The sequence below is a fragment of the Streptomyces sp. NPDC091972 genome (genome assembly GCF_044756385.1).
Taxonomy (GTDB): domain Bacteria; phylum Actinomycetota; class Actinomycetes; order Streptomycetales; family Streptomycetaceae; genus Streptomyces.
The window spans coordinates 214,131-226,580 of sequence record NZ_JBIVSV010000009.1 but is presented as its reverse complement, the minus strand read 5'-3'; the positions used below and the strand labels follow the sequence as shown (position 1 = coordinate 226,580).

At 70.8% G+C, this 12,450-nt stretch carries 14 protein-coding genes; 8 read left to right on the top strand and 6 right to left on the bottom strand.

The window, feature by feature from the left end:
• Nucleotides 1-3 precede the first annotated feature (3 nt).
• The 3 genes from ACIQJT_RS26435 to ACIQJT_RS26425 form a co-directional block, all read right to left on the bottom strand.
• Nucleotides 4-450: a VOC family protein gene (locus ACIQJT_RS26435; protein ID WP_402647455.1), complete on the bottom strand. Its 447-nt coding sequence runs from the start codon at nt 448-450 to the stop codon at nt 4-6.
• A gap of 58 nt (nt 451-508) precedes the next feature.
• Entirely contained in the window at nt 509-706 is a 198-nt protein-coding gene (locus ACIQJT_RS26430) for a hypothetical protein (protein ID WP_365460906.1), read from the bottom strand.
• 78 nt (nt 707-784) lie between these two features.
• The gene (locus tag ACIQJT_RS26425; RefSeq protein ID WP_402647451.1) at nt 785-1,210 is read right to left on the bottom strand and encodes an organic hydroperoxide resistance protein; all 426 of its coding nucleotides are present in this window, start codon (nt 1,208-1,210) and stop codon (nt 785-787) included.
• 210 nt (nt 1,211-1,420) lie between these two features.
• On the opposite strand from ACIQJT_RS26425, the gene ACIQJT_RS26420 reads away from it, so the two are divergent.
• Nucleotides 1,421-2,551: a glycosyltransferase gene (locus ACIQJT_RS26420; RefSeq protein ID WP_402647449.1), complete on the top strand. Its 1,131-nt coding sequence runs from the start codon at nt 1,421-1,423 to the stop codon at nt 2,549-2,551.
• Between the two features lie 171 nt (nt 2,552-2,722).
• Here the strand turns inward: ACIQJT_RS26420 and ACIQJT_RS26415 are convergent, their stop codons facing one another.
• The gene (locus tag ACIQJT_RS26415; protein WP_402647446.1) at nt 2,723-3,367 is read right to left on the bottom strand and encodes a TetR/AcrR family transcriptional regulator; all 645 of its coding nucleotides are present in this window, start codon (nt 3,365-3,367) and stop codon (nt 2,723-2,725) included.
• Nucleotides 3,368-3,590: 223 nt separating this feature from the next.
• On the opposite strand from ACIQJT_RS26415, the gene ACIQJT_RS26410 reads away from it, so the two are divergent.
• Genes ACIQJT_RS26410 through ACIQJT_RS26400 form a run of 3 tightly spaced genes read left to right on the top strand, consistent with a single transcriptional unit; the run spans nt 3,591 to nt 6,245 of the window.
• Nucleotides 3,591-4,142 carry a SigE family RNA polymerase sigma factor gene (locus ACIQJT_RS26410; RefSeq protein ID WP_402647443.1) on the top strand — a complete coding sequence of 184 codons (552 nt, stop codon included), beginning with the start codon at nt 3,591-3,593 and terminating at the stop codon, nt 4,140-4,142.
• Between the two features lie 10 nt (nt 4,143-4,152).
• Nucleotides 4,153-4,515 (top strand): hypothetical protein, encoded by a 363-nt coding sequence (locus ACIQJT_RS26405; RefSeq protein WP_402647440.1) that lies wholly within the window; start codon nt 4,153-4,155, stop codon nt 4,513-4,515.
• Nucleotides 4,515-6,245 (top strand): dolichyl-phosphate-mannose--protein mannosyltransferase, encoded by a 1,731-nt coding sequence (locus ACIQJT_RS26400; protein WP_402647437.1) that lies wholly within the window; start codon nt 4,515-4,517, stop codon nt 6,243-6,245. The genes ACIQJT_RS26405 and ACIQJT_RS26400 overlap by 1 nt, the downstream gene beginning before the upstream one ends.
• 69 nt (nt 6,246-6,314) lie before the next feature.
• Here ACIQJT_RS26400 and ACIQJT_RS26395 read toward each other — a convergent pair whose 3' ends face one another.
• Together ACIQJT_RS26395 and ACIQJT_RS26390 are read right to left on the bottom strand one after the other, a co-directional pair.
• Nucleotides 6,315-6,512, bottom strand: a complete 198-nt coding sequence (locus ACIQJT_RS26395; RefSeq protein ID WP_365460894.1) for a hypothetical protein — start codon at nt 6,510-6,512, stop codon at nt 6,315-6,317.
• 210 nt (nt 6,513-6,722) lie between these two features.
• On the bottom strand, nt 6,723-8,165 hold the full coding sequence (locus ACIQJT_RS26390) for an aldehyde dehydrogenase (RefSeq protein WP_402647434.1): 1,443 nt from the start codon (nt 8,163-8,165) through the stop codon (nt 6,723-6,725).
• A gap of 189 nt (nt 8,166-8,354) precedes the next feature.
• On the opposite strand from ACIQJT_RS26390, the gene ACIQJT_RS26385 reads away from it, so the two are divergent.
• From ACIQJT_RS26385 to ACIQJT_RS26370, 4 genes are all read left to right on the top strand, one after another.
• Entirely contained in the window at nt 8,355-8,900 is a 546-nt protein-coding gene (locus tag ACIQJT_RS26385) for a TetR/AcrR family transcriptional regulator (protein ID WP_402647719.1), read from the top strand.
• A 415-nt stretch (nt 8,901-9,315) separates the two neighbouring features.
• Nucleotides 9,316-10,383, top strand: coding sequence for an alpha/beta fold hydrolase (locus ACIQJT_RS26380; protein WP_402647431.1), 1,068 nt, complete (start codon nt 9,316-9,318; stop codon nt 10,381-10,383).
• A gap of 160 nt (nt 10,384-10,543) precedes the next feature.
• Nucleotides 10,544-11,401: an alpha/beta hydrolase gene (locus ACIQJT_RS26375; protein ID WP_365460886.1), complete on the top strand. Its 858-nt coding sequence runs from the start codon at nt 10,544-10,546 to the stop codon at nt 11,399-11,401.
• Nucleotides 11,402-11,508: 107 nt separating this feature from the next.
• The gene (locus tag ACIQJT_RS26370) at nt 11,509-12,387 is read left to right on the top strand and encodes a helix-turn-helix domain-containing protein (RefSeq protein ID WP_402647427.1); all 879 of its coding nucleotides are present in this window, start codon (nt 11,509-11,511) and stop codon (nt 12,385-12,387) included.
• The last annotated feature ends 63 nt before the right edge of the window (nt 12,388-12,450 follow it).

The following is a 12,450-nucleotide window of genomic DNA, read 5'->3' as shown; positions in this document are numbered from 1 at the left end:
GGCTCAGCGGCCGGGGGCGCGCTCGGTGACCTCCTGGAGGAACCATTCGTTGCCGTCGAGGTCCTTGAAGGCGGCGAAGGTGCCGTAGCTGGCCCGCTCGGGGTGCGTGCCGGGCACGCGGTGGGTGTCGCCGGCATGGTGGAAGGCGCCGGTCTCGTCACGGAACGGGCCGGAGACCTCCACGCCGCGGGAGGTCAGCTCCTTCTGCGCTTCGAGGATGTCGGTGACGGTCAGCTGGAGGCCGTGCAGTGTGCCCGCCTCCTGCTGGGTGAGGCCCTCGCCGAAGATGACGGAGCATTCCGAGCCGGGCGGGGTCACCTGCACGATCCGGTACCCGTCGTTGATCGGGAAGTCGGCGTCGAGGCGCCAGCCGAGCTGTTCCACGTAGAAACCCTTGGCCCGGTCAACGTCGGAGACGGGCAGGATGACGACTTCGAGCTTCATGTCCATGGCTGTGATCTCACTTTCGGTGGTCGTGGTTCGAGTGGTTCGTGGGACTGGCGCCGGATCACAGGAAGTCGAGGGCGGACGGGCCGTAGCCGGAGAGGGTCGCGCTCTCCGCCCAGTTCCACACCCGTGCGTCGGTCGGCCGGTCCTGGTCCCCAGGTGTCGTCGTGCCTCGGGGCTGCCTTTCGCCGATGGCACTCGTGCGAGCCGGGCGAGGTCGGGCGGCGATGCGTACGTGGGTGTGCGTCGTGGCGGCCATGTCCTGCCCTCGCTCTTCGATCGGTGGTGGGGGTGCGGGCCCCGCGCAGGGGACACGGGACCCGCGGTCGGGGGCCGCTCAGGCGGCGGAGGCGTTGATGGTGACGGGGATGTTGTCGCGCGTGGCCTTGGAGTAGGGGCAGATCCGGTGCGCGGCCTCGGCGAGTTCCTGTGCGGTGGCCTGGTCGACACCGCCGAGGACGGGGTTGAGGACCGCGGAGAGGGAGAACTCGCCGTCGTCGCCGTGGGTGAGCGTTATCTCGGCGGTGATGGTCGTGCTGGTGAGCCGGATCCCGCGGGTGGTGGCCGCACGGCGCAGGGCGCCGAGGAAGCAGGCGGCCCAGCCGGCGGCCAGGAGCTGCTCGGGGTTGGTCGCGGTGCCGGCGCCGCCGAGTTCCTTGGGGAGGGCGAGTCCGGTCTGCAGCAGACCGTCGGAGGAGCGGACGTGGCCGCCGTTGCGGCCTTCTCCGTCGACGTCGACAACGGCGGTGTAGCTGACTGCCATGGCTGATGCTCCCCATCTGAATCGAAAGCTCGTGAACGTCTCCGACCTGCACACTTTTCGTGTCACCGGTTGAAGCGGTGACGCAATCATGGCAGTCACCCCATCACCCGTCAAGCCAGTGACGAATGACGAACGGGACAGCGGGACACATGTCGACCACCGGCATATTCGATAGAGGCACACTTCATCGAATGTCCTAGACTCCCTCGCATGCGTATCCTCTTCTCGAGCACTCCGCAGCACGGCCACCTGCTGCCGGAGCTGCCCCTCGCCCGCGCCTTCCGTGACCGTGGCGACGACGTCGCCGTGATCACCTCGGCGTCCTTCGGGCCCCTGTTCGCCGCCGAAGGCATCACCCTGCTCCCGGTCGGCCCCGAGATCCCCGAACTCCTCGCGGAAGCGGCCCGTCTGGCCGGTGTCGACGACCCGACCGTGCCCGACCCCGCCGTGGCCGCCGAGTTGTTCGCCGGAGCCCGGATCGACCTCACCGCGGACGCGGCCATCGCCGCCGCGCGCGAGTTCGGCCCGGACCTGATCGTCGCCGAGGCCACCGACTACGTGGGCCCGCTCGTCGCGGCCGCTCTCCAAGTCCCCTACGCCAAGCTCGCGTTCGGCCCGCTGATCCCCACGCAGTTCACCGACGTCTTCGACGCCGTGGCCGAGCGCCGCTACAAGGAGCGGGGCCTGACCGCCCCCGCGCCCACCTGGTACCTGGACCCGTGCCCCGAAGCGCTCCGCGGCCCAGACTGGCAGGCACCCGAGGGCCGTCTGCCGCTCCGGCCGGAGGCCCACCGCGGCCCCGACACCCCGGACACGGCGGCGACTGCGTCCGCCGGCGGCGGCACCCGGCCCAGGGTGCTGCTCTCCTTCGGCACGCACTTCGCCGCACCCGAGGTGCTGCGCCCGATCGTGGACGCCCTGTCCGTCAGGGCGGACCTGGTGGTGACCCTCGGTCTGACCGCCTCGGCCGCGGACTACGGCGACGGGTTCGACCAGGTCGAGTTCGTCGGCTTCACCCCGCTGGCCGAGCTGCTGGGCGGCATCGACCTGGTGGTCACCCACGGCGGAGCGGGCACCACCCTGGGCACCCTCTCGCGCGGCCTGCCGATGGTCGTCGTACCGCAGGGCGCCGACCAGTTCCTCCAGGCGGGTGCCGTCGCGGGTTCGCGCACCGGCGTCGCCGTCATGCCGCCCGCCGGGGCGGAGGCCGTCGCGGCAGTGGTGGACGAGGTGCTCGGCAACGGGGAGTACCGGGACAACGCGCGTCGCGCGGCCGAGCAGATCGCGGCGATGCCCTCACCCGCCGAGGTCGCCGGGCAACTGGTCAGCCTGCTCGGCTGACCTCCGTCTCGATCGTCAGTCCGACACGGCGGGGAAGGCACCCGCCGTGTCGCGGTCCGGGGCGGGCCCGTGCCGCGAGCGGTTCTGCCACTGGGCACCGGTTCACACGTCCCGGCACTACCCCCGTTCGCGGCCTCCACCTCCCGCTCGGACCGCTCCGGGCGGTCCCCGTCAGTGTCCGTCCGGCCCCGCGAGGAGCGCGGCGGCGGCCTGCTCCGCGAGCCAGCGCTCGGTCTCGTCCCAGGACCAGTTGCGCTCCGCCACGAACAGGCGCCAGGACGGCAGCCCGAACAGGAACCACAGCATGTCGGTGGCCCGCTCCTGGCTCAGCCCGGGGCGCAGCGCCCCCAGCTCCGCCAGACGTTCCGGCAGGACTCCCAGCGCCCGGCGGTAGACGGCGGCGACCCGGTGCAGTTCCTCCTCGACACCTCGCTCCACGGCGGCCGCGGTGATCATGACCTGGACGATGTCCAGATGACGTTCGTTGTCCTGGCGCACTCCACGGGCCATGGTCTCGATCGCCGCCCTGGCGTCGGCTGCGGATCGGACCTCGTCCAGCGTCTTCTCGACGACCGGGTCGTTCACCCCCCGGTTCAGCAGGACGGTCAGGATGGCGGCCTTGCCACCGGTACTGGCGTACACCGTGGGCACGGCGGTTCCGGCTCTTCTCGCGATGTCGCCGATCGTGACCTTCGCGTACCCGTGCTCGACGAACAGGCTCAGAGCGGCATCGAGGATCGCTGCCCGTGTGCCCGCGGCGGCCTCCGCCCGTCTGTCGTTGCGGTACGGCCGCCGGCCGCTGGTCCGTGCGCTCATGCTGTCCTCTCCGGGCACCGACGGACATGTTCTGTCCGTCCGCCCCGTCCATGATGCCCTGGCGGCCCGGCGACGGATCCACGGGCGGAAGCACCCTCCCTGCCCTCCGTCGCGGGCCGTGTGATCCACGCCACGCGTTCGGAGCGCATAGCGGCAGGGGGTCCAGTGCCTTTGATGTAGGTGGAAGAGCGCATGAGCGGCAAGGGACAGGGGGGCGGCTGCGATGGGGCGGTTGCGGACCGATGAGTTCGACCGGTTCGTGGCGGCCCGGTGGTCGGCGCTGCACCATCTGGCACGGCTGCTCACCGGCGGCGACCGGCACCGGGCGGAGGATCTGCTGCAGGAGGCGCTGGTCAAGCTGTGGTTCGCCTGGCCGAGGGTGGCGGAGGAGGCGCCCGAGGCGTATGTGCGGCGGGTGCTGGTCCGCGCCGCGGCACGTTCCGCGCGGCGGCGCTGGTGGGGTGAGCAGCCGGTGGAGGAGATGCCCGACCCGCCGTGGGTGGGTGACGAGGCCGCCGTGGTGGACGAACGGACCCGGCTGGAGGCCGTGTTGGCGCTGTTGCCGGCCCGGCAGCGGGCCGCGGTGGTGCTGCGGTACTACCAGGACCTGCCCGAGCAGCAGGTGGCGCGGGTGCTGGGGTGCCCGGTGGGGACGGCCCGTTCGCTCACGTCCCGGGGTGTCGCACGGCTGCGGCGGCTGATGGCCGAGTCGGTCGAGCCGGCCGACTCCGTCGAGTCCGTCGAGACGGTCGTGCCGATCGAGTCCGTCGAGTGAAGAAGGAGCCATGGACCACTTCGAGCAGGAACTGGCCCGCATGATGCGTGACAGTCACACGGAGGCCCCCTACGAGGAGCGGCACCGGGCCCGGCTGCGGGCCGGAGTCCGTGCCCGGCAGCGGATACGGAAGGCCTGGATGGCCACCGCGTCGGTGCTGACCCTCGCCGGTGCCAGTGTCGGACTCCTGTTCCTGACGGGGGCGTTCGCCCAGGGCGTGTCCAACAGCCCGCAGCCCCGTCCGGTCACATCCGCCGAGTCGGTGCCGACCTCGCCCTCGGTCCGTTCCGGCGTCACTGCCTCGGGGGTCCCGGTGCCGACACGTATCTCCGACACGCCCTATGCGGCCACCTTGTCGGGCTCGACGCGCTGATGCCCGTGACCTGTGAGAACACCTCCCCGTCGGCCGACGGGCCCGGGATGCCGGAGAGCCGCGAGCCGGGTTCCTGGGCACGACGGCTGCGGCGCTTCGGTCACGTCGAAGGTGCCCGCGCGTCCGTGCGCGACCGTCTGGTGGTGCCGTTCCCCGAACCCGCACTGTGGCCGTGGCGGCTCCTCGGTCTGTCCCCGGGGACGGCGGCTCGTCTGGCCCGCTGGTCGGGGTGGGGCGGACCGATGCTGGTGGCGCTCTTCGCCGGGGTGCTGCGCTTCTGGCGGCTGGGCGAGCCACGGGCCGTGGTGTTCGACGAGACGTACTACGCCAAGGACGCCTGGGCCATGCTGCGGCTCGGCTACGAGGGCACCTGGCCGGACCGGAAGATCGCCGACCCGCAGATCCTGGCCCATCCTCAGGTGATCCCGCTGTCCGACGGCGGGGTCTTCGTCGCGCACCCGCCGACGGGCAAGTGGGTGATCGCCCTGGGTGAGTGGATGTTCGGCCTCACCCCGTTCGGCTGGCGTTTCATGACGGCGGTTCTCGGCACTGCGTCGGTGCTGATGCTGTGCCGCACGGGACGCCGGCTGTTCCGTTCGACGCTGCTGGGCTGTCTGGCGGGGCTGCTGCTGGCGATGGACGGGCTGCACTTGGTGATGAGCCGCGTCGCACTGCTCGATCTCGTCGTGTCGTTCTTCGTGCTGGCGGCGTTCGGATGCCTGCTCATCGACCGGGACACGGCGCGGGCCAGGCTCGCGGCGGTCCTTCCGGTGGGCGAAGACGGCCGGGTGCGCCCGCACGGCCCCACCGGTGACCACGCGGGAACGGGAGTGCGCCCCTGGCGGCTCGCGGCCGGCGTCTTCCTCGGGCTCGCGGCGTCCACCAAGTGGAACGGCCTGTACTTCCTCGCCTTCTTCGTCGTGCTGACGCTGCTGTGGGACGTCGGTGCCCGGCGCGTGGCGGGGGCGTACCGGCCCTTTCGGGCGGTGCTGCGCCGGGACGCCGGCTGGGCGCTGGTGTCCCTCGTCCCGGTCGCCGTCGTGACGTATGTGGTGACCTGGACGGGCTGGTTCCTGTCCGACGACGGTTACGGGCGGCACTGGGCCGAGGGCCGCGGCGGTCCATGGGCGTGGGTTCCGGCTCCGCTGCGGAGCCTGTGGCACTACGAGCACGCGGTGTACACGTTCAACGTGGGGCTGCACTCACCCCACAAGTACGAGTCCAGTCCTTGGAGTTGGCTGGTTCTGGGCCGTCCCGTGCTGTTCCACTACGAGTCACCGAAGCCAGGGGTGGACGGGTGCGGTACGGCCGTGGACTGTTCGCAGACGATCCTCGCGCTCGGAACGCCGGCACTGTGGTGGTCGGCATGCGCTGCGCTCGTCTGGCTGATGTACCGGTGGGCCCTGCGGCGCGACTGGCGTGCCGGTGCCGTCCTGTGCGGAGTGGGCGCCGGGTACCTGCCCTGGTTCCTCTATCAGGACCGCACGATCTTCTCCTTCTACGCCGTCGTGTTCGTGCCGTACCTGTGCCTGGCCGTGACGATGATGCTGGGCGCCCTGTGGGGTCCGCCGGGCGCGACGGCCCGACGGCGCGCCCAGGGTGCCGTGGCCGTGGGCGTGGTGGTGCTGCTGATCGCCTGGAACTTCATCTACTTCTTCCCGGTCTACACGGGGCAGACGATCCCGTACGCCGACTGGCACGACAGGATGTGGCTCGACACCTGGATATGAGTCGCCGGCCGGTCCGGTCTCGCCACGAGCCGGACGCATGTCGGACACATGTCCGTTCCCGCCGGATATCTACAGCCCCAGATCGAGGGCGAGGCAGGAGTAGTACTTCCACGAGCCTTCGGGATCGTACGATCCGTTCGCCCCGCCCGCCGGAGCGGCCTCGACCGCTTCGGTCATGTCGTCGAAACGTATGCGCTCGGGAAGCTTGCCGAACCGTGCGTGCCGTACCGCAGCCTCGGCGTCTTCCTTGCTGAGTCCCTTGTTCATGACGTGCTCCACTTCATCAAGCGTGGACGGTGTCCTGTCGTGTCGCCCGGACGGCTCTCAGCATGCCCTCTCTTGCGTCACCGGTCAAGATGGTGACGCGATCGTGATGGTCGAGCCGGGCGCCTTCCGGACGGACTGGGAGGGCCCGGGCGAGGCACGCGCTGCGGAGGCAGGCGAGTGGACCGAGGCCGGCGCGCGACCCTCCCCCGTTCAGACGGTGATGGTCTTGTACTCGGTGTAGGTGCCGAGGCCGACCGCGCCGTACTCGCGGCCGATGCCGCTGGCCTTGAACCCGCCGAAGGGGCCGTCGAAGGCCACAGAGGCCCCGTTGACCGTGACGGTGCCGGTACGGACGCGACGGGCCACCTCCAGGGCGTGGGCCTCGTCGGCGGACCAGACGCCGCCGGACAGGCCGTACTCGGAGTCGTTGGCGATACGGACGGCGTCGTCCTCGTCGTCGTAGGCGATGACCACCAGGACCGGGCCGAAGATCTCCTCCTGGGCGATCCGCATGGAGTTGTCGACGTCGGCGAAGACGGTCGGGGTGACGTAGTTGCCCTTCTCCAGGCCGTCCGGGACGTGGGGGCCGCCGGTGACGAGGCGGGCGCCTTCCTCGATGCCGAGCCGGATGTAGCTGCGCACCCGCTCCTGCTGGTCGGGGCGGATCATCGGGCCGATGAAGGTGTCGGGGTCGTTGGGGTCACCGACCTTCAGGGACTCGACCAGTTCCTTCAGCCCGGCCACAACCTCCTCGTACCGGCTGCGCGGGGCGAGGATGCGGGTCTGGGCGATGCAGGACTCGCCGTTGTTGAGCAGGGAGCCGAACCTCACGCCCGCGACGGCCTCTTCGATGTCGGCGTCGGGCAGGATGATCGCGGCGGACTTGCCACCCAGCTCCAGGCTGACCCGCTTCAGCTGCTCGCCGGCGATCGCGGCGATGCGACGGCCGGCCCGGGTGGAGCCGGTGAAGGCGATCTTGTCGACGTCCCGGTGGGAGACCAGGTACTCACTGGTCTCGCGGTCGGCGGGCAGCACGCTGATCACGCCCTCGGGAAGGCCCGCCCGTTCGATGAGCTCGGCCAGGAAGCCCATGCTGAGCGAGTTCTCCGGGGACACCTTCAAGACCACCGAGTTGCCCGCGAGAAGCGAAGGGATGATCTTCGAAGTGGCCGAGGAGAAGGGCGAGTTCCAGGGGATGACGGCGGCCACGACGCCGATCGCCTCGCGGCGCACCACGCTGCGCACCGGGGACGCCGGGTCGGAGGGCACGAGCGTCTCCTCCCAGGGGAACTCCTCCGCCGCCTTGAGGTAGGCGTTCGCCTGCCGGGTCAGGCCCGGCTGGCCTGCGCGGGTGAACCAGCCCGCCGAGCCGTTCTCCAGCGAGATCAGGTGGGCGATCTTCTCGGCGCTCTCCTCGCGCAGGGCGTTGAACCGCCGCAGGACCGCGATGCGTTCGGCGGGCGGGGTGAGGCGCCACGCGCCCTCGTCGAAGGAGGCCCGTGCCGCGGCGACAGCCCGGTCGATGTCCGCAGGCTGCGCCTGGGCGGCGCGGCCGATCACCGAACGGTCGTGCGGGGAGGAGATGTCCAGCAGCTCCGGGTTGCTCGGCTCGACCCAGGTGCCTCCGATGAAAAGTCGGGCGTACGTGATCATGTGCGTTCTCTCTTCCGGTGCAGTCGTCAGACCGTGTCCTTCTAATTGCCACTTCAATGTAGCACTTCTATTGGTTAAGTTCTCATAAGCGGGCACTAGAGAGGTATACTTCCACATGAACGGTACCGTTATGGGATGAGAGCTGATGCAGCGCGCAATCTCGAAGCCGTCCTGACCATCGGCGCACGCATGCTCGCCGCCGACCCCGGCACGAGCATCGCGAGCATCGCCACCGAAGCAGGCGTCGACCGACGCACCGTCTACCGGCGCTTCGCCTCCCGCGACGACCTCCTCGCCGCCATCTACGACGCCCGCCTCACCGCCATCGAACACGCCATCCAGGACGCCCGCCTGCGCGAAGCACCCGTCGCCGTCGCCCTGCACCGCTACGTCGAGAACATCATCACCGTCAACCGCACCTGGCCCGTCGACCTCACCCGCATGCTCACCGACGAGGCGATCAGGCGGCGCCGGAACACCTGCATCGCCGAGGTCGAGGCCTTCCTGCGGCGGGCGGCCGAGGGGGATCTTCTGCGCCGGGACCGGTCACGGGACTGGGCGGGGTCGCTGCTGCCCGCGCTGGTGCACCTGGCGGCCCATCACCTCGCCCACCTGAGCCCGGGGCAGGCCGCCGACGTGGCGGTCGACACGTACCTTTGCGGGCTCGGCGGCACAGCTGGCCCTCCGGGTGAGCGCGCCGCACACCCGGCGGGCGCCAGAAGCCAGCGGCCTTGACGGACGTGATCGCCGGAGTCCGGGCGGGCCGGGCCCTGTGGTTCGCAACGGGGCTGCACCCATGGGCGCCTGCCGGACTCGGCCTGGCGACGGCTGCGGGACCAGCACCCCCGGAGCCGGACCCATCTGCGCCGCCAACTGACGCTGGGCCATACCCAGGGGACCCGCAGGCCCGAAACGCTGGTCGTTCACCTGAGTCGAATGACTGACCGGGAGGCGCTCCGCACGCCTGCGCCTACGCCGCGAATCCGACCGTCACATGACTGATGTGTCCGGTTTCGTTACGGGAGAGAGTATGGACACCATCCCCGATCGTCACCTGTTTGACAGGTGACGAACCCTGTGCGAGGGTCGTCGCGCCATGGGCCCGGCGAGCACGGGCCGGTCATCTCGAACGCACCCCGGAGGACTTCACATGATCAACAGGCGTACCTTCAGCAAGGCCGTCGGCCTGGGCACCGGCGCGGCCGCCGTCTCCCTGGCCGGCCTCCAGGCCCAGGCGTCCGCAGCGACCGCCTCGCAGCAGTCGAGCGGCGCCGCCGCCCCCACGGTGCCGACCGTCACGCCCGGCACCCACACCGGGTTCAGCACGCTGAAGCAGGTCAAGGCGGGTGTCCTGGAGATCGGTTACGCCGAGACCGGCCCCGCGCACGGCCCGGTCGTCGTCCTCCTGCACGGGTGGCCGTACGACATCCACAGCTTCGTCGACGTCGCCCCGCTCCTGGCCGACCTGGGCTACCGGGTCCTCGTCCCGTACCTGCGCGGCCACGGCAGCACCCGCTTCCTGTCCCGGCACACCCCCCGCACCGCCGAGCAGTCCGCGATCGCGCTGGACGTCATCGCCTTCATGGACGCCCTGAAGATCGACAAGGCCGTCCTCGCCGGCTTCGACTGGGGCTCGCGGACCGCCGACATCATCGCCGCCCTGTGGCCCGAGCGCGTCAAGTCCCTCGTGTCGACGAGCGGTTACCTCATCACCGACCGCAAGGCACAGTTGGAGCCCGCGATCCCGGCCGTGGAGCACAACTGGTGGTACCAGTGGTACTTCGCCACCGACCGGGGCGTGAAGGCCATGGAGGACGTGGACCAGCGCATCGCGCTGTGCCGTTACGTGTGGACCCTCGTCTCCCCGAACTGGAAGTTCTCCGACGCCACCTTCGCGCGCACCGCCGAGGCCTTCAAGAACCCCGACTACGCCGCGATCGTCCTCTACAACTACCGGTGGCGCATCAGCCTGATCGAGGGCGACCGGCGCTACGACCGCTACGAGCGCCTCCTTGCCGCCCAGCCCTCCATCGGTGTCCCCACGGTCACCCTCGACGCGGCCCTGGACCCGTTCACGGCACCGGGCGACGGCACCTCGTACCGCAACCACTTCACCGGCCCGTACCTGCACCGGACGATCACGGACATCGGCCACGACCTGCCACAGGAAGCACCCACCGCCTTCGCCCAGGCCGTGGTGGATGCCGACCACCTCTGAGTCGCAGCCATCGGCAGCACGACCTCAGCCATCAGTCACCCCCTTGACAGGTGACGATCTTCATGCGAAATTCGTCACCAGTCGAGACGGTGACACAGTCCGGCCGAGCCGGAACATCTCAAGCACCAAACCGAGAAGCATTCCTGAGAGGGGTTTTGTCGTGGTGAGCATCAAGGGTGGACGCAAGCGACTGCTGACGGGCGCGGTCGCGACGGCCACGGCGGGGCTCGCGCTGGGCGCGTTCGCCCTCACCGGCACCGCCAACGGCGCGACCGGGACCGAGCCGGCCGGCGCCGGCAGGCACGCGAAGCCCACCGTCATCCTGGAGCACGGCGCCTTCGCCGACGGCTCCAGCTGGAACGGCGTCATCGCCAAGCTCCGCGCGGACGGCTATCCGGTCGTCGCCGCCGCCAACCCGCTGCGCGGCCCGGCGTCCGACGCCGCCGCCCTGCGGACCGTCCTCGACCACGTCGAGGGCCCGAAGGTCGTCGTCGGCCACTCCTACGGCGGCAACGTCATCAGCGAGGCAGCCACCGACGATCCCGAGGTCAAGGCCCTGGTCTACGTGGCCGCCTTCCTGCCCGCTCCCGGCGAAAGCGCCCTGGAGCTCACGAACAAGTACCCGGGCTCCACCCTCCCCGGCACCCTGGACCCGGTCACCTACCAGCAGGCCGACGGTTCCACCGCCACCGACCTGTACATCCGGCAGGACAAGTTCCACCACCAGTTCGCCGCCGACGTACCCGCCGAGCAGGCCGCCCTGATGGCCGCCGAGCAGCGTCCCATCGCCCAGGCCGCCCTGGAGGAGAAGGCCACCACCGCGGCCTGGAAGACCATCCCGAGCTGGGACATCATCACCACCGAGGACCTCAACATCCCTCCGGCCGTGCAGCGCTTCATGGCCGAGCGCGCCCACGCGCACACCACCGAGGTCGCCGCCTCCCACTCCGTCGCCGTCTCCCACCCCCGTCTGGTGGCCGACGTGATCGAGCGCGCGGCCCGCGCCACCGTCCGCTGACACCCCGGAGGGCGGTGGGACCGATCGCAGGTCCCGCCGCCCTCGGCCGTTCCCCGCCCTCACCCGGCACATCGCCCTTACGGGTGATCCGCAGGAGAATCGACGACATGAGCTCACATCCCGACCCGCATGCCCTCGGTGGCTTTCTGCGGGCCCGCCGGGCACAACTGCGTCCCGAGCAGTGCGGCCTGCCCGCCACGGACTCCGCCCGCCGGGTCACGGGACTGCGCCGCGAAGAAGTCGCCGCACTCGCCGCCATCAGCGTCGACTACTACACCCGCCTCGAACAGGGCCGCGTCCGCGCCTCCACCCCCGCCCTCGCCACCCTCGCCCGCGCCCTGCACCTGAACGAGGACGAGGAGCGCTACCTGTACGAACTCGCCGGCCGCACCGACGACCGCCCCCGCCGGCGCCGCCCCACGCAGCGCATACGCCCCGCCATGCGCCGCCTCCTCGACCAGCTCACCCACACCCCCGCCCTCGTCCTCGGCAGACGCCTCGACATCCTCGCCTGGAACCCCACCGCCACCGCCCTCTACACCGACTTCGCCGCCATACCGGCCCACCAGCGCAACTACCTACGGCTCATGTTCACCGACCCCACGATCCGAGGGCTGCACAAGGAGTGGGCCCACGACGCCCGGGACGCGGTGGCCGCCCTGCGGATGGAGGCCGCGGCAGACCCCGGCGACCCGGAACTCGCCCGCCTGGTCGGCGACCTCACCGTCCAGGACGCCGACTTCCGTACCTGGTGGGCCGAACACCGAATCAGCAGCGCGTCCTACGGCACGAAGCACTACCGTCACCCCGTGGTCGGCGACCTCACCCTGGACTGCGACACCTGGGCCAGTCCCGACGGCTCCGGGCAACGCCTGATGGTCCTCACCGCCGAACCCGGCACCTCGTCCCACGACGGCCTGCGCATCCTCGCCTCCTGGACCGCGCGACAGACGGAACCGGAAGCGGCACGGCACACATCCCGATAGGCTCCGGCCGGCTGAACCCGCGGCCCCTCCCTCGTGCTCCGGGGGAGGCTCGTGGTCCCGGGG